The sequence below is a fragment of the Pseudomonas sp. FW305-E2 genome (assembly GCF_058782925.1).
Genome location: NZ_JBYSYE010000025.1, coordinates 60,368 through 75,816, shown reverse-complemented (window position 1 = coordinate 75,816; position 15,449 = coordinate 60,368). Strand labels below are relative to the sequence as shown.

Sequence of the window (15,449 nt, the reverse complement as noted above, 5' to 3'; positions counted from 1 at the left end):
CATGGTCACTTGTGATGCTGATAATCTTTTTGACTATCAGTCCGTACTCACAAGCACCCACACGAATTGCTTGATTCAATTTGTTAAAGAGCGTTTGGTTAAGAGCTTTTCGCCTCAACCGAGGCGCGCATTCTACGCTTTCCTCAGAGCCTGTCAAGCGTTTATTTTGAAGTTTTTTGCGAGAAACTCGTTTAGCTTCAAACACTTGGCTCGCTGCGATCTCTCGTAGCGGGAGGCGAATCATACAGCACTTGGAAGCGCTGTCAACCACCATTTTCAACCGCTTTCGATCATTCGATCGTAGCCCTTTCAGCTTTTGCCTTCACTACTTAACTCATTGAATCTCAAGGAGTTTTTCGTTCCGATGTCGCTGGAAGTGGGGCGCATTATAAGGGGATTCGAGAGGGCGTCAACCTTTAATTTCAATAACCGTTGATAGCGCAGAAAAAACAAAGCGGGGAGGCCTGACGGCCTCCCCGCTTTGTTTACCCTCCCTTAAAGGCTAGGGAATGCAAACTGCGACGCTTCATGACTGGCCCGCTGAGGCCAACGCTGGGTAATTGCCTTGCGACGGGTATAGAAGCGCACACCATCCGGGCCATAGGCATGCAGATCACCAAACAGCGAACGCTTCCAGCCACCAAAGCTGTGGTAGGCCACCGGCACCGGCAGCGGTACGTTCACACCCACCATACCCACTTCGATCTCGTCGCAGAACAGACGGGCCGCTTCACCGTCACGCGTAAAGATGCAGGTGCCGTTGCCATACTCGTGATCGTTGATCAGCTGCATGGCCTGCTCCAGGCTATTCACACGGACCACGCACAGCACCGGGCCAAAGATCTCCTCTTTATAGATGCGCATCTCCGGGGTCACCTTGTCGAACAGGGTGCCACCCACAAAGTAGCCATCTTCATTACCCGCCACTCGGAAACCACGGCCATCCACCACCAGCTTGGCGCCAGCAGCAACACCGTCATCGATGTAACCCACGACCTTGTCACGCGCTGCCGCAGTCACCAGCGGGCCCATGTCCAGGCCGCACGAGGTGCCGGCACCAATCTTCAGCGCCTTGATCTGTGGCTCCAGCTTGGCAATCAGGGCATCGGCCACTTGGTCGCCCACGCACACGGCGACCGAAATGGCCATGCAACGCTCGCCACACGAACCGTAAGCCGCGCCCATCAGTGCACTGACGGCGTTGTCGAGGTCGGCATCCGGCATCAGCACCGCGTGGTTCTTCGCGCCACCCAGGGCTTGTACACGCTTGCCACGCTTGGTGCCTTCGGCATAGATGTACTCGGCGATCGGGGTCGAGCCCACGAAGCTCAGTGCTTTGACTTCCGGCGCTTCGATCAGCGCATCCACCGCTTCCTTGTCACCGTGCACGACGTTCAGGATGCCCTTCGGCAGGCCGGCTTCCAGCAGCAACTGGGCAATGTACAGGGTCGAGCTCGGGTCACGCTCGGAAGGCTTGAGGATGAATGCGTTGCCGCAGGCGATGGCCAGCGGGTACATCCACAGCGGCACCATGGCTGGGAAGTTGAATGGGGTGATACCGGCAACCACGCCCAACGGCTGGAAGTCGGACCAGGCGTCGATGTTCGGACCGACGTTGCGGCTGTACTCACCCTTCAGCACTTCAGGGGCTGCACACGCGAACTCGACGTTCTCGATACCACGCTTCAGTTCACCGGCGGCGTCTTCCAGGGTCTTGCCGTGCTCTTCGCTGATCATCTGCGAAATCTTGGCTTCGTTCTGCTCCAGCAGTTGCTTGAAGCGGAACATCACCTGGGCGCGCTTGGCCGGAGGGGTGTTGCGCCAGGCCGGGAAGGCTGCCTTGGCCGAGTCGATCGCTTCCTGCACGGTTGCGCGGCTGGCCAGTTCGACCTTGCGAACGGCCTGGCCAGTGGACGGGTTGAAGACATCGGCGGTGCGCTCACCCTTGGTAACCAGTTCGCCGTGAATCAGGTGCTGAACAATGCTCATGCAAAACTCCAGATAAACAAAGGAGAGCCAGGCGCGCGCTGCGGGCATGCGCCTGGCATCAAAATCGGAAAGATCAGTCGATCAGGTTCAGGGTTTCGCCTACAGCATCGAACAGGCGGTCCAGTTCCTGCGGCTTGGTATTGAAGGTTGGGCCGAACTGCAGGGTGTCGCCACCAAAGCGTACATAGAAGCCGGCTTTCCACAGCTTCATGGCCGCTTCGTATGGGCGAACAATGGCATCACCGTCACGGGCGGCGATCTGGATGGCGCCGGCCAGGCCGTAGTTACGAATATCGACGATATTCTTGGTGCCCTTCACGCCGTGCAGCAGCTTCTCGAAATGCGGCGCCAGTTCAGCCGCGGACTGCACGAGGTTTTCCTTCTGCAGCAGGTCCAGCGCGGCGAGACCGGCGGCACAGGCTACCGGGTGCGCCGAATAGGTGTAGCCGTGTGGGAATTCCACGGCGTATTCCGGGGTCGGCTGGTTCATGAAGGTCTGGTAGATCTCGCTGCTGGCAATCACTGCGCCCATCGGGATGGCGCCGTTGGTCACCTGCTTGGCGATGCACATCAGGTCCGGGGTAACGCCGAAGGCTTCCGAGCCGGTCATCGCGCCCATGCGGCCGAAGCCTGTGATCACTTCGTCGAAGATCAGCAGAATGTTGTGCTGGGTGCAGATTTCACGCAGACGCTTCAGGTAACCCTTCGGCGGCGGCAGCACACCGGCCGAACCGGCCAGCGGCTCGACGATGACTGCTGCGATGTTGGAGACATCGTGCAGCTCGATCAGCTTGAGCATTTCGTCAGCCAGCGCGATACCGCCCTCTTCCGGCATGCCTTTGGAGAAGGCGTTCACTGGCAACACGGTGTGAGGCAGGTGGTCGACGTCCAGCAGCTGACCAAACATCTTGCGGTTACCGTTGACGCCACCCAGGCTGGTACCGGCGATGTTCACACCATGGTAACCACGGGCACGGCCGATGATCTTGGTCTTGGTTGCCTGGCCTTTCAGGCGCCAGTAGGCACGCACCATCTTCAGCGCGGTATCGGCGCACTCGGAACCGGAGTTGGTATAGAAGACGTGATTCAGATTGCCCGGCACCAGCTCGGCGATCTTTTCCGCCAGCTGGAACGACAGCGGGTGGCCGAACTGGAACGCTGGGGAGTAGTCCAGCGTGCTCAGTTGGCGGGTCACCGCGTCAGCGATTTCCTTGCGAGTGTGCCCTGCGCCGCAGGTCCACAGGCCAGACAGGGCGTCGAAGATCTTGCGCCCGTGGTCATCGACCAGGTAGTTGCCTTCGGCCGCCACGATCAGGCGTGGGTCGCGCTGGAAGTTGCGGTTGGCGGTATAGGGCATCCAGTGGGCGTCCAGCTTGAGCTGGCTGGCGATACCCGCGGGGGCGGTTTCGGGCATGTTCATCGGCGGTTCCTCGGAAGACGATTAGGCAACGATGGATGTTGTTGCAGCTAAGTTGGCACGGCGATAGAGTCTGAAAAAGCCTACATTTCTAACCTTCAGGCAGGCCGAGACTAAACTGATGAGCCGAAGACCCGATCCACTCGCCCAAGTCAGCGATTTCGACATCCGCCTGCTGAAGATCTATCGCAGCGTCGTCGAGTGCGGAGGCTTCTCGGCTGCCGAAAACGTACTGGGCATTGGTCGCTCGGCCATCAGCCAGCAGATGAACGACCTCGAACAACGCCTCGGCCTGCGCCTGTGTCAGCGCGGCCGCGCCGGTTTCTCGCTGACGGAGGAAGGCCGCGAGGTCTACCATTCAGCCCTGCAACTGCTCAGCGCGCTGGAAACCTTCCGCACCGAGGTCAATGGCCTGCACCAGCATTTGCGCGGCGAGCTGAACATCGGCCTGACCGACAACCTGGTGACCCTGCCGCACATGCGTATCACCCATGCCCTGGCGGAACTCAAGGACCGCGGCCCTGATGTACGCATCCAGATCCGTATGATCGCCCCCAGCCAGGTCGAGCACGGCGTGCTCGACGGCAGCCTGCACGTTGGCGTCGTCCCACAGACCAGCCCGCTATCGGGGCTTGAGTACCAACCGTTGTACAGCGAACGCTCGCTGCTGTACTGCGCAGTCGGCCACCCGCTGTTCTACGCCGACGACCAGCAGATAGACGACGAACGCCTCAACAGCCAGGAAGCCATCACCCCCACCTTCCGCCTGCCGGCCGACATCCAGGCGCACTACCAGGCGCTGAATTGCACAGCCAGTGCTTCTGACCGCGAGGGCATGGCGTTTCTCATCCTCACCGGGCGTTATATTGGCTATCTGCCCGACCACTACGCCATGTTCTGGGTACAGCAAGGCCGCTTGCGTGCGCTCAAGCCCAAGGAGCGCTTTTATGACCTGAGCCTGAGCTGGGTTACCCGCAAAGGTCGGCGCCCCAACCTGGTGTTGGAAAGCTTCCTCGAAAGCCTGGCTGCGACACGTTGATGCCAGTCTGTGCCGCAAACGCTTGTCACTTCGGCACAGGCAGGTAATCTTGTCCCACAGCCGCAGCCACTGCCCCGTACGGAATCGTCCATGACCCTAGAAGTCCCTGCGCATCGCCTCTCCGCCTCGGGCAAGCCCGCGGGCCGTATCCGCCAGAAGAACGAACAGGCCATTATCCAGGCCGCCGAAGATGAGTTCGCCCGCCATGGTTTCAAGGGCACCAGCATGAACACCATCGCCCTCAAGGCGGGGTTGCCCAAGGCTAACCTGCATTACTACTTCACCAACAAGCTGGGCCTGTACATCGCCGTGCTCAGCAACATCATCGAGTTGTGGGACAGCACCTTCAACGCCTTGAGCGTCGATGACGACCCCGGTGAAGCCCTGAGCCAGTACATCCGCACCAAAATGGAGTTCTCCCGGCGCAACCCGCAAGCTTCGCGCATTTTCGCCATGGAAGTGATCAGCGGTGGCACCTGCCTGACCGAATACTTCAGTGCCGATTACCGCGAATGGTTCCGCGGCCGTGCTGCGGTGTTCCAGGCTTGGATCGAAGCAGGCAAAATGGACCCGGTCGACCCGGTGCACCTGATCTTCCTGCTCTGGGGCAGCACCCAGCACTATGCCGACTTCGCCACCCAGATCTGCCAGGTGACTGGCCGCAGCCGCCTGACCAAGCAGGACATGGAAGACGCGAGCAACAACCTTATCCACATCATTTTGAAGGGCTGCGGCATCACGCCGGCTGCCTGACCGTCCTTTATGCCTTCTACCCTGCTCGACCTCTGCGAATACCGCGAGGAAATCCGCAAAAGCCGCTTCATCACCCTTGCCGGGCCGATCAGCAGTGCCGCCGAAGCGATGAGTTTCATCGAACGTCACAGCGACCTGGCCGCTACCCACAACTGCTGGGCCTGGAAACTCGGCGCGCAGTACCGCAGCAGTGACGACGGCGAACCCGGCGGCACTGCAGGGCGACCGATACTGGCGGCCATCGAAGCGCAGGACTGCGACCAGGTGGTGGTGCTGGTGATCCGTTGGTACGGCGGCATCCAGCTGGGTACCGGCGGCCTGGCCAGGGCCTATGGCGGCGGCGCCAACAAGTGCCTGCAACAGGCGCCCAAGCGCCTACTGGTGCAGCGCAGCCATTTCAGCTGCAGTTGCAGTTTCAGCGAGCTGGCGCTGGTGAAGCTGCGTTTGGCCGAGGTTGACGGCCTGGTCCTGGACGAACAGTTCACCGCCAATGGTGTGGACCTGATGATTGCCCTCGGTGACGCCCACCTGGCGCCATTGCAACAGCAACTGGCGGACCTGAGCCGCGGGCGTATTTTGCTCGAAGCACGCTGAACATTGCCCACAACAACTGTGGGCCTGCCTGTGGATAAGCTTGGGGCACTCTCTTGCAGGCTAGTGATTTCGAGGCCCCCAGAGCTTTGATCATATTTTGATCACTATTTGATGACAGTCGTAAACTGCTGAATGTGCGCGACTTATCCCCAGCGAACCGCCCATCCAAGCCGCGCCCCGCGTGCTCACCTTGCACACAATAACTGTGGACCAGCTTGTGGATAACCCGTGCGCCAACAGGCGAAGCGCCCGGCCCCGCAAGGCCCAGACAAAACTGACCATTTTTTAACCAGACGCAAACCAGGCACGCGTATTCGCCGTGACGTATGCTCAATTCCTTTCTCCTACACCGATAAAGGAATGTTCCTATGGCCAATTCAAGAACTGCCCTCATCATCGGCGCCTCGCGCGGGCTTGGCCTGGGCTTGGTACAACGCCTGCACGAAGACGGTTGGCACATCACTGCCACCGTCCGTAACCCGCAGCAGCCCGGCGCCCTGGCGAACGTGCCCGGCGTGCATATCGAGCAGCTGGAAATGAACGACACCGTTCAGCTCGACAGCCTGAAGCAACGCCTGCAAGGCCAGGTGTTCGACCTGATATTCGTCAACGCCGGGGTCATGGGCCCCCTGCCGCAAGACCTGGAGGCAGTCCACAACAGCGACATTGGCGATCTGTTCATGACCAACGCAGTGGCGCCGATACGCGTGGCTCGCCGCCTGGTGGGTCAAATACGCGAAGGCAGTGGTGTGCTGGCGTTCATGAGCTCGATCCTGGGAAGCGTCACCATCCCAGACGGTGGCGAAATCTGCCTGTACAAAGCCAGCAAGGCGGCACTGAACTCGATGATCAACAGCTTCTTCGTTGAGCAGCAGCGCCCGGACCTGTGCGTGCTGGCCATGCACCCGGGCTGGGTGAAAACTGACATGGGTGGCGAAAACGCCGAAATCGATGTGCTCACCAGCACCCGCGGCATGATCGAACAGATCAAGGCCCAAAGCGGCAAGGGCGGCCTGCGTTTCATCAACTACAAGGGCGAACCCTTGGTCTGGTGATTCACCAGGTCGCAGCCCGGCTGGGCGCATTGCCCAGCCAGCCCCTGTAGAATGGCCGCAACCGTACCTGATTGAGATGACCACTATGTATGACTGGTTGAACGCCCTGCCCAAGGCCGAACTGCACCTGCACCTGGAAGGCTCACTGGAGCCCGAGTTGCTGTTCGCCCTGGCCGAGCGCAACAAGATCGCCTTGCCCTGGGCCGATGTGGAGACCTTGCGCGGTGCCTATGCCTTCAACAACCTGCAGGAGTTCCTCGACCTGTATTACCAGGGCGCAGATGTGCTGCGCACCGAGCAGGACTTCTACGACCTGACCTGGGCCTACCTACAACGCTGCAAGGCCCAGAACGTGATCCACACCGAACCCTTCTTCGACCCGCAGACCCACACCGACCGCGGCATTGCTTTCGAAGTGGTGCTCAACGGCATCAGCCAGGCGCTCAAGGATGGCCGCGAACAACTGGGCATCAGCAGCGGCCTGATCCTCAGCTTCCTGCGCCACCTCAGCGAGGATGAAGCGCACAAGACCCTCGATCAGGCCTTGCCGTTCCGCGATGCGTTCATTGCCGTAGGCCTGGACAGCTCGGAGATGGGCCACCCGCCAAGCAAGTTCCAGCGGGTGTTCGACCGCGCCCGTAGCGAAGGCTTCGTCGCGGTTGCCCATGCTGGCGAAGAAGGCCCGCCCGAGTACATCTGGGAAGCCCTCGACCTGCTGAAGATCAAACGTATCGACCATGGCGTGCGCGCCATCGAGGACGAGCGCCTGATGCAGCGCATCATCGACGAGCAGATCCCGCTCACGGTGTGCCCGCTCTCCAACACCAAGCTCTGCGTGTTCGACCACATGAGCCAGCACAACATCCTCGACATGCTCGAGCGTGGTGTGAAAGTCACGGTCAACTCGGACGACCCGGCCTACTTCGGTGGCTACGTCACGGAGAACTTCCACGCTCTGCATACCCACTTGGGCATGACCGAAGACCAGGCTCGTCGCCTGGCGCAGAACAGCCTGGACGCACGGCTGGTTTGAGTAGCCTGACGACGTTGCGCTCAACCGACCTGCAACGTCGCCACGCGGGCTATGCGATTGATCTGCTGGATACCCAGCGCCGAAATATGCAGTGCCCGCGAGTCCTCTATCTCGCGCATCCAGCCAGATTGCAGGAACAACCTGAACAAGGCCTGACCCAGTACGCCACCCAGATGCGGGCCCTGGTCATTCCATTCGGTGCAGCGGCAGATCACGCAACCTCGTTGCTGGTGTGGCGCCAGGGCATCGATGTACACCCCGACCAAGGCCAACTGCGCCCGCCCCTCGTCACTGACCCTCAAATGCCGTCCGCTGCCTTCCAACCAGCCAGCCACCACCATGCGATGGTACAGCTCACTGGCCAACTCCCCACCCAGGTGATCGCCACAACGGCGCGCCCGGCGCATCGACAGCGGCAGCGACGATACCGGCGCTTCGGCACGCTCTCCCCTGGCGCTTTCCAGCTGTACGCTGGCCAAGGCCTCTACCGCCGCTCCGACCTGCGGGGTAGCCAGGCAGAAGTAACGTTTGCGGCCCCTGGCTTCATGCCTGAGCAAACCGGCCGACGACAGCAGCGAAAGGTGCGCGCAGGCTGACGATGAAGTCAGGCCAGTCATTATCGCGAGCTCATTGGCCAACCGTGGTGTGCCATCGATCAATGCCCACAACATGGCACTGCGCTTGGGGTCGGCCATCAGGCTGGCGATCTGGCTGATACTGCTGGCTGCGTTCATGTCCTTGTAACTCCCTGCAAGTTCACTGTGGGGATGCGATGGCCAACCCTGCCAGGGAAGCGCCTCTCGCTGGCACTGGCCTGGCTCGCCAGTATAAGCCGCAGAAAACGCCGGTTCAGACGGCCAGGTGCCATCGTACTCATGACGAAAAACCACTGGGTATGCCTACCCATGGCAAGCAGCGAGGCGGCTTCGAAAACGCCCCGGCACCCAGTCAATCAAGGCACCGGTACGCCCACACAAACGCGCTGAAACATCTTGATGAAAACAAACTTGCAGCCATATCAGATGTGGCCCACAGCAACCTTCCACAAATAGTGCGAAACAAAGCGAAGGTTCTGCGGGTTTGCAGGCATTGAGCCCAAAGTAGGAGACACCGCCAGGAAAATGCACACTTACCGTCAGTCAGGACGCTGAAGCCGTGTCATGGCAGGCTGGCGGGCCAGCGCTACACTTGAGCGGCTCCCCTTCCTGGAGGTATGCAGCGATGAAAATTATCGTAAGTGCGTCGAGCCGAAACCCCGCCTGCCCTTGGCAAGTCCAGCTCGATCAGCATGTGGTCAGTTTCCGCAGCGAGGCTGAGGCGCGTGCCTTCGTCGCCACGCTGGAAACCCGGCTGCAGGCCCCTCACCCGCTCATGCGGGAGCCTTGGCCTGCAAACGCCGGGTCAACAGCGCAACACTGACCACCAGCGCCCCGCACAGGCTGATCACGATTGCCATGGGCACCGCACTGCCATCATGCAGCAGCCCGACCAGCGCCGCAGCACCCGCAGCTACGCTGAACTGCACACAGCCCATCAGTGCCGAGGCGCTGCCGGCACGCGCGCCCTGTCCACTCATGGCGCAGGCCGAAGCATTGGGAATGATGCAACCAAGGCTGGCGATACAGATGAACAGCGGCACCAGTAGCGGCCACAGTTGCGCAGGGCGCAAAGCCGCCACGCCCAGCAGCACCAGGCCCGCAACCAGATACAGCCACACCGCACGGCCCAGCAGGAAGGCCGGCCCGCGTTTGGCCAGCAGGCGGGCGTTCACCTGCGCCACCAGAATAAAACCTGCGGCGTTGGTGCCGAACAACCAGCCGTAGTGCTCAGCGGGCACGCCATACAGTTTGATGAACACGAAAGGTGAACCGGCGATATAGGCAAACATGCCGGCAATGGCGATACCGCCGGTCAGGGCATGGCCGAGGAAAACCCGGTCAGCCAGCAGCCGCAGGTACTGGCGCAAGGCGCCAGACAGCGGTTGCCGGGGTATATGCTCGGGCAGGCTTTCCGGCAGGCCCAGGCTTACCGCCAGCAGGCAGCCGGCACTGAACAGGCTCAGCGCAAGGAAGATCGACTGCCAGCCGGCCAGGTTCACCAGCACCCCACCCAGCATCGGTGCCAGGATCGGCGCCAAGCCCATGACCAGCATCAGTTGCGAAAACACTTTGGCTGAAGCTACCGGGTCGCACTTGTCGCTGACGATGGCCCGCGAAAGCACCATGCCGGCACAACCACCCAGTGCCTGGATGAAACGCGCCACCACCAAGGTATCGAGGTTGGGGGCGTAGGCACAGGCCAGTGATGCCAAGGTGAACAGCGTAACGCCGAACATCAGCGGTTTGCGTCGGCCAAAGCGGTCGGCAACCGGCCCATAGGCCAACTGCCCGATAGACAGGCCCAGGAAGTAGGCGGCCAACGTGGCCTGGACGTGTTTTTCATCGGTGGCGAACGCTTGCGCCATGGCCGGGAAGGCTGGCAGGTAAAAGTCGATCGCCAAGGGCCCGAACGCACTGAGTGCGCCCAGGATGAGCACCATTCGCAGGTTCATCAGGAATCCATAGCAGGCTAAGCAAGTGACTGATTCTACCTGCTGTGGACCCTGTCAATGTGAAAACATTTGCAACACTGTTACCCCCGGTGGGAGCAATCAGGTCTTCAGGCGATTTCGGCCTGATACCCCTCATCGCGAATCGCAGTGAGAATCTGCTCCTGCGCCAACTCGCTCTGCACACGCACCTGTTTGCCTGCCAGATCAACTTCCACCCTGGCTTCCGCATCCTGCTCCTGCACCGCGCGGGTCACGGCTTTCACGCAATGGCCGCAGGTCATGCCTTGTACATTGAACACTTGCATGGGGTTACCTCCTTCAGGTTTTTCACAAGTCTCAAGCTTGCCATCAGGGCAAGGTCAAGCCCTGCCTGCAACGCCCGGGGTGGAAATCCGCGTCCGCGTCGGCCAAGCTGCGCCTTTGACGATCAGGCAAGCAGGAGATTTTTCATGTTCAGGGCAGCATTGGGCGTCGTCGGGCTCTTGGGCGCGCTGGCTGTGGTGCCACCGGCATTCGCCGAGGGCAACTCGGCCTACAGCGTACTGATCATTTCCCGGGAGCGCCTGGAAGTGGCCACCAGTTGCGAAATCGGCGTGTACCTCAACGACCAGCTTTCCGGGCGCGTTTTCCAGGAGCAGTCCACCTCGTTCAACCTGCCGCCTGGCCCGGTGGATGTGCGCCTGCGCCTGCTGCCTGGGCAAATGCCGGGTTGCGCCGCAGGTATAGAGGACCAGCGCAGCGCGCGTTTGAATCTGCAGGCGGGCCAGATCAACAAATACCGCATCGCCATGGGGCAATATGGGCTGGAGTTGAAACGAGCCGACCTGGGCTATTGACCTTGCCTGCGTGGCAAGGTTGATGCTGGAGGCCTGTCCAAGGAGGAGAGCCATGCCCGCATCCACCACATACGACCTGCCGATCTCCGGCATGACCTGCGCCAGCTGTGCTGGCCGGGTCGAGCGCGCCCTGCGCAAGGTCACCGGCGCTGAACAGGTCAGCGTAAACCTCACCACTGAAAAAGCCCGGGTTGTAGCCCCGCCTGCCAGCCTGCCAGCCTTGGTCGAAGCCGTGCGCGAGGCCGGTTACGGGGTACCAACCCGCACCCTCGAACTGCAGATAGGCGGCATGACCTGCGCCAGTTGTGTCGGCCGAGTAGAGCGCGCCCTGGGCAAATTGGCCGGGGTCGAGCGGGTCAGCGTCAACTTGGCCAGCGAACGCGCGCACCTCGAAGTGCTTGCGGCCCTTGATGACAACCTGCTGATCGACGCTGTGCAAAAGGCAGGCTACAGCGCCAGCCTGCCGCAATCGACCAAGGACGACCAAAGCGCTGTCCAGCGCCGCCTGCGCAACGAGCGCCTGGCAGTCGGTGCAGCCTTGCTGTTGGCCCTGCCGCTGGTATTACCCATGCTGGTACAACCGTTCGGCTTGCACTGGATGCTACCCGCCTGGGCGCAGTTCCTGCTGGCCACACCCGTGCAGTTCATTCTCGGTGCCCGCTTCTACATTGCAGCCTGGAAGGCCGTGCGCGCCGGCGCCGGCAACATGGACTTGCTGGTGGCCCTGGGCACCAGCGCTGGCTATGGCCTGAGCCTGTACCAATGGGCACAGGCTCCCGCCGGTATGGCCCCGCACCTGTACTTCGAAGCCTCAGCCGTGGTGATTGCCCTGGTATTGCTGGGCAAGTACCTGGAAAGCCGCGCCAAACGCCAGACCGCCAGTGCCATCCGAGCCCTCGAAGCCCTGCGCCCGGAACGCGCCCTGCGCGTGGTCGACGGCGTGGAAGAGGACGTGGCCATCGCCCACTTGCGCTTGGGCGACCTGGTACTGGTCAAGCCCGGCGAACGCTTCCCGGTCGACGGCGTGGTCGAAGACGGCAGCAGCCATGCCGATGAGGCCCTGATCAGCGGCGAGAGCTTGCCAGTGCCCAAGCAGCCCGGCGACAGCGTCACCGGTGGCGCCATCAATGGTGAAGGCCGGCTGCTGGTGCGTACCCAGGCGCTGGGCACCGAGACCGTGCTGGCGCGCATCATCCGCCTGGTGGAAGACGCCCAGGCCGCCAAAGCACCGATCCAGAAGCTGGTCGACCGTGTCAGCCAGGTGTTCGTCCCGGCCGTGCTGGTACTGGCCCTGATCACCCTGATCGGCTGGTGGTTGGCTGGGGCACCGCTGGAAACCGCGCTGATCAACGCCGTCGCCGTGCTGGTCATCGCCTGCCCCTGCGCCCTCGGCCTGGCCACGCCCGCCGCGATCATGGCCGGCACCGGGGTCGCCGCCCGCCACGGCATCCTGATCAAGGATGCCGAAGCTCTGGAGCGTGCCCATGCGGTCAACCGCGTAGTGTTCGACAAAACCGGTACCCTCACCTCCGGCAGCCCGCGGGTGGTTCACAGCCAGGCGCTGGACGGCAACAGCGCCGACCTGCACCGCCTGGCCGGCGCCCTGCAGCGCGGGAGTGAACACCCGCTGGCCAAGGCGGTACTGGTGGCCTGTGCAGAGCAAGGGCTGGACGTGCCAACCGTTGCCGACAGCCAGTCACTGACCGGGCGCGGCATTGCCGGGCGCGTTGAAGGCCGTGAACTGGCGCTGGGCAACCGCCGACTGCTTGACGAAAGCGGTCTGCAGCCCGGCGATTTGGCCGCCCAGGCCCAGGCCTGGGAAGCGGAAGGGCGCACACTGTCGTGGCTGATCGAGCGCGGCGCGCAACCGAGAGTGGTGGGCCTGTTCGCCTTTGGTGACAGCCTCAAGCTTGGCGCCGCGCAGGCCATCGAAACCCTGCACACCCAACACATCAGCAGCCACCTGCTGACCGGTGACAACCGTGGCAGCGCCAAAGTGGTTGCCGAGGCACTGGGCATCGACGATGTGCACGCCGAAGTGCTACCGGCCGACAAGGCCGCGACCGTGGCCGCGCTCAAGCAGGATGGGGTGGTCGCCATGGTTGGCGATGGCATCAACGATGCACCGGCGTTGGCCGCGGCCGACATCGGCATTGCCATGGGTGGCGGTACCGACGTGGCCATGCAGGCCGCCGGCATCACCCTGATGCGTGGCGACCCGCGCCTGGTGCCCGCCGCGCTGGAAATCAGCCGCAAGACCTACGCGAAGATCCGCCAGAACCTGTTCTGGGCCTTCATCTACAACCTGATCGGCATTCCGCTCGCCGCGCTGGGTTACCTCAACCCGGTACTGGCAGGTGCCGCCATGGCCCTGTCCAGTGTCAGCGTCGTCAGCAATGCCCTGTGGCTTAAAACGTGGAAACCCACCAGCAGCACCCAGGAGGTACCATGAATATCGGCCAGGCCGCCCGCCGCAGCGGGCTCAGCACCAAGATGATCCGTTACTACGAGTCCATCGGCCTGCTCAAACCCGCCACTCGCAGCGACAGCGGCTACCGCCTGTACCAGGCGCAAGACTTGCACAACCTGGCCTTCATCAAACGCTCCCGCGACCTGGGCTTTTCCCTCGAAGAGGTCGGCAAGTTGCTGACCTTGTGGCAGGACCGCCAACGTGCCAGCGCCGATGTGAAGGCGCTGGCCATGCACCACATCGATGAACTGAACCGGCGCATCGAGGAGCTGGTGAGCCTGCGCGACACCCTCGGCGAGCTGGTTTCGCACTGCCAGGGTGACGACCGCCCGGACTGCCCGATCCTCAAAGACCTGGCCAATGGCGCTGCGGGCAGCTGCTGTCACTGAGCTGCCACGCGCCTTTGGCATGCCATAAATGTCCAAACACGACCGAATAGTCACCAACCACGACTTTATCCAATAAATACGGGCGTTTTGGCTTCATAAAACCCGGATGCTGCCGATGCAGTTGCTACCTGCCTCGTGTGTCGAAAACAAAAATTCCGGGAGCGTCGATGAGCATCAAACAGAAACTGACCTGGGCATTCGCGGTCATCGCCGGCTTGCCCATCGTTCTCGTGGCCACCCTGGTGGTCATCAACCTGCGCGGCGAAGCCCGCGACGGATTCCTCGACAGCAGCAGCCGGGAAATCCGCCAGGTCAGCAACGCGATGAACATCTTCTTCCAGGGGATCAACCAGAACGTCGAGTACATGGCTTCCCAGCCAATGGTTGCCGCCACGGGCAGCGAGCTGAACAAGTACATGAGCGCAACTCCGTCCTACGAACTGGGCGAGCAGGCCAGCAAAATTCTCGACTTCATGACTCGCCTGGCCAACTCACACCCCGCCTACGCCTACCTGTCCTACGGGGTGAATGATGGCGGCTACACTGGCTGGCCGGCCGGCCAGAAGTTTGTCAATTATGACCCACGCACGCGCCCCTGGTACCAACTTGCCATGGCCAACCCTGGCAAGACGATGCGTACCGGCGCCTACTACTGGGCCGCCGACGATGCGGTGCTGGTCAGCACCGTGCGCACCGTGGCCAACCAGCTGGGCAACCCCGGCGGCGTGGTCAACATCGACGTGTCGCTCAAGGGCCTGACCGAAATCGTCAAGCAGATCAAACTGGGCGAAAGCGGCTACCTGATGCTGGTGGAAAGCAACGGCAACGTGATGGTCGACCCGCGCGACGCCGCCCACAACTTCAAGCAGCTGGGAAGCTTTGGCGACGGTTACGCCAAGCTGGCCAAAGCCGGCAAAGGCCTGGTCGAGGTCGAACTCAATGGCGTGCACTACATGGCCAACGTCTACCCCGACCAGCAGCTGGGCTGGACCTTCATCGGCCTGATCGAACAAAGCGAAGTGATGCAGACCACCACCCGGCTCACCTGGCTGATCGGTGTCATCGCTGTGGTGTTGGCCTCGCTGTTCGCGGTGGTCGGTGCGGCCTTCGCCAAACTGATCGTGCGCCCGATCAACAGCGTCACCAACGGCCTGGAGGACATTGCCCAAGGTGAGGGTGACCTGACCCGCAACCTGGAAATCCGCGGCCGCGACGAAACCGCGCAACTGGCCAGCTGGTTCAACCAGTTCCTCGGTGCCATTCGCAGCCTGATCCAGCACATCGGTGCTGCCGCCAGCAAGATCCTCAGCACGTCCAGCAGCT

General features: G+C 61.8%; 15 protein-coding genes and 1 pseudogene. 10 read left to right on the top strand and 6 right to left on the bottom strand.

Going from position 1 to position 15,449, the window contains the following annotated elements:
• The 3 genes from AC3WLP_RS18315 to aptA form a co-directional block, all read right to left on the bottom strand.
• On the bottom strand, nucleotides 1–244 hold a 244-nt coding region (locus AC3WLP_RS18315), incomplete at its 3' end, for a hypothetical protein (RefSeq protein WP_232861030.1).
• Between the two features lie 251 nt (nucleotides 245–495).
• Entirely contained in the window at nucleotides 496–1,989 is a 1,494-nt protein-coding gene (locus AC3WLP_RS18310) for a CoA-acylating methylmalonate-semialdehyde dehydrogenase (protein WP_003255276.1), read from the bottom strand.
• A 73-nt stretch (nucleotides 1,990–2,062) separates the two neighbouring features.
• A complete protein-coding gene (gene aptA, locus AC3WLP_RS18305; RefSeq protein WP_088513636.1) occupies nucleotides 2,063–3,409 on the bottom strand; it encodes an omega-aminotransferase AptA in 1,347 nt (448 codons plus the stop codon).
• Nucleotides 3,410–3,524: 115 nt separating this feature from the next.
• On the opposite strand from aptA, the gene AC3WLP_RS18300 reads away from it, so the two are divergent.
• The 5 genes from AC3WLP_RS18300 (at nucleotide 3,525) to AC3WLP_RS18280 (ending at nucleotide 7,880) form a co-directional block, all read left to right on the top strand.
• Entirely contained in the window at nucleotides 3,525–4,445 is a 921-nt protein-coding gene (locus AC3WLP_RS18300; protein ID WP_029380767.1) for a LysR family transcriptional regulator, read from the top strand.
• A 90-nt stretch (nucleotides 4,446–4,535) separates the two neighbouring features.
• The gene (locus AC3WLP_RS18295; protein WP_012051106.1) at nucleotides 4,536–5,198 is read left to right on the top strand and encodes a TetR/AcrR family transcriptional regulator; all 663 of its coding nucleotides are present in this window, start codon (nucleotides 4,536–4,538) and stop codon (nucleotides 5,196–5,198) included.
• Between the two features lie 9 nt (nucleotides 5,199–5,207).
• Nucleotides 5,208–5,792 (top strand): IMPACT family protein, encoded by a 585-nt coding sequence (locus AC3WLP_RS18290; protein WP_014755220.1) that lies wholly within the window; start codon nucleotides 5,208–5,210, stop codon nucleotides 5,790–5,792.
• A gap of 368 nt (nucleotides 5,793–6,160) precedes the next feature.
• Nucleotides 6,161–6,847: an SDR family oxidoreductase gene (locus AC3WLP_RS18285; protein ID WP_003255281.1), complete on the top strand. Its 687-nt coding sequence runs from the start codon at nucleotides 6,161–6,163 to the stop codon at nucleotides 6,845–6,847.
• Between the two features lie 85 nt (nucleotides 6,848–6,932).
• Entirely contained in the window at nucleotides 6,933–7,880 is a 948-nt protein-coding gene (locus AC3WLP_RS18280; RefSeq protein ID WP_003255282.1) for an adenosine deaminase, read from the top strand.
• 20 nt (nucleotides 7,881–7,900) lie between these two features.
• Here the strand turns inward: AC3WLP_RS18280 and AC3WLP_RS18275 are convergent, their stop codons facing one another.
• On the bottom strand, nucleotides 7,901–8,614 hold the full coding sequence (locus tag AC3WLP_RS18275) for an ArsR/SmtB family transcription factor (RefSeq protein WP_004576993.1): 714 nt from the start codon (nucleotides 8,612–8,614) through the stop codon (nucleotides 7,901–7,903).
• A gap of 487 nt (nucleotides 8,615–9,101) precedes the next feature.
• Here AC3WLP_RS18275 and AC3WLP_RS18270 point away from each other — a divergent pair, with 487 nt between their 5' ends.
• Nucleotides 9,102–9,299 carry a hypothetical protein gene (locus AC3WLP_RS18270; protein ID WP_003255284.1) on the top strand — a complete coding sequence of 66 codons (198 nt, stop codon included), beginning with the start codon at nucleotides 9,102–9,104 and terminating at the stop codon, nucleotides 9,297–9,299.
• Here the strand turns inward: AC3WLP_RS18270 and AC3WLP_RS18265 are convergent.
• Together AC3WLP_RS18265 and AC3WLP_RS18260 are read right to left on the bottom strand one after the other, a co-directional pair.
• A complete protein-coding gene (locus AC3WLP_RS18265; RefSeq protein WP_003255285.1) occupies nucleotides 9,250–10,431 on the bottom strand; it encodes a multidrug effflux MFS transporter in 1,182 nt (393 codons plus the stop codon). The two genes, AC3WLP_RS18270 and AC3WLP_RS18265, sit on opposite strands and share 50 nt — an antisense overlap.
• A gap of 107 nt (nucleotides 10,432–10,538) precedes the next feature.
• The gene (locus AC3WLP_RS18260) at nucleotides 10,539–10,736 is read right to left on the bottom strand and encodes a heavy-metal-associated domain-containing protein (RefSeq protein WP_012051103.1); all 198 of its coding nucleotides are present in this window, start codon (nucleotides 10,734–10,736) and stop codon (nucleotides 10,539–10,541) included.
• 144 nt (nucleotides 10,737–10,880) lie between these two features.
• Between AC3WLP_RS18260 and AC3WLP_RS18255 the strand changes: the two genes are divergently transcribed.
• The 4 genes and pseudogenes from AC3WLP_RS18255 to AC3WLP_RS18240 form a co-directional block, all read left to right on the top strand.
• Nucleotides 10,881–11,267, top strand: coding sequence for a hypothetical protein (locus AC3WLP_RS18255; protein ID WP_014755216.1), 387 nt, complete (start codon nucleotides 10,881–10,883; stop codon nucleotides 11,265–11,267).
• A gap of 52 nt (nucleotides 11,268–11,319) precedes the next feature.
• On the top strand, nucleotides 11,320–13,719 hold the full coding sequence (locus AC3WLP_RS18250) for a heavy metal translocating P-type ATPase (protein ID WP_088513635.1): 2,400 nt from the start codon (nucleotides 11,320–11,322) through the stop codon (nucleotides 13,717–13,719).
• On the top strand, nucleotides 13,716–14,126 hold the full coding sequence (cueR, locus tag AC3WLP_RS18245; protein WP_004576995.1) for a Cu(I)-responsive transcriptional regulator: 411 nt from the start codon (nucleotides 13,716–13,718) through the stop codon (nucleotides 14,124–14,126). Before AC3WLP_RS18250 ends, cueR begins: the two co-directional genes overlap by 4 nt.
• 167 nt (nucleotides 14,127–14,293) lie before the next feature.
• A pseudogene (locus AC3WLP_RS18240) lies at nucleotides 14,294–15,379 on the top strand (HAMP domain-containing protein); the annotation flags it as partial.
• Nucleotides 15,380–15,449 lie beyond the last annotated feature (70 nt).

Excerpts from the sequence above, each read along its gene's own strand:
- AC3WLP_RS18295 (WP_012051106.1), top strand. The coding sequence starts at position 4,536 with ATGACCCTAGAAGTCCCTGCGCATCGCCTCTCCGCCTCGGGCAAGCCC.
- AC3WLP_RS18260 (WP_012051103.1), bottom strand. The coding sequence starts at position 10,736 with ATGCAAGTGTTCAATGTACAAGGCATGACCTGCGGCCATTGCGTGAAA.
- AC3WLP_RS18290 (WP_014755220.1), top strand. The coding sequence starts at position 5,208 with ATGCCTTCTACCCTGCTCGACCTCTGCGAATACCGCGAGGAAATCCGC.
- AC3WLP_RS18285 (WP_003255281.1), top strand. The coding sequence starts at position 6,161 with ATGGCCAATTCAAGAACTGCCCTCATCATCGGCGCCTCGCGCGGGCTT.
- AC3WLP_RS18265 (WP_003255285.1), bottom strand. The coding sequence starts at position 10,431 with ATGAACCTGCGAATGGTGCTCATCCTGGGCGCACTCAGTGCGTTCGGG.
- AC3WLP_RS18275 (WP_004576993.1), bottom strand. The coding sequence starts at position 8,614 with ATGAACGCAGCCAGCAGTATCAGCCAGATCGCCAGCCTGATGGCCGAC.
- AC3WLP_RS18250 (WP_088513635.1), top strand. The coding sequence starts at position 11,320 with ATGCCCGCATCCACCACATACGACCTGCCGATCTCCGGCATGACCTGC.
- cueR (WP_004576995.1), top strand. The coding sequence starts at position 13,716 with ATGAATATCGGCCAGGCCGCCCGCCGCAGCGGGCTCAGCACCAAGATG.
- AC3WLP_RS18310 (WP_003255276.1), bottom strand. The coding sequence starts at position 1,989 with ATGAGCATTGTTCAGCACCTGATTCACGGCGAACTGGTTACCAAGGGT.
- AC3WLP_RS18270 (WP_003255284.1), top strand. The coding sequence starts at position 9,102 with ATGAAAATTATCGTAAGTGCGTCGAGCCGAAACCCCGCCTGCCCTTGG.
- AC3WLP_RS18255 (WP_014755216.1), top strand. The coding sequence starts at position 10,881 with ATGTTCAGGGCAGCATTGGGCGTCGTCGGGCTCTTGGGCGCGCTGGCT.
- AC3WLP_RS18280 (WP_003255282.1), top strand. The coding sequence starts at position 6,933 with ATGTATGACTGGTTGAACGCCCTGCCCAAGGCCGAACTGCACCTGCAC.
- aptA (WP_088513636.1), bottom strand. The coding sequence starts at position 3,409 with ATGAACATGCCCGAAACCGCCCCCGCGGGTATCGCCAGCCAGCTCAAG.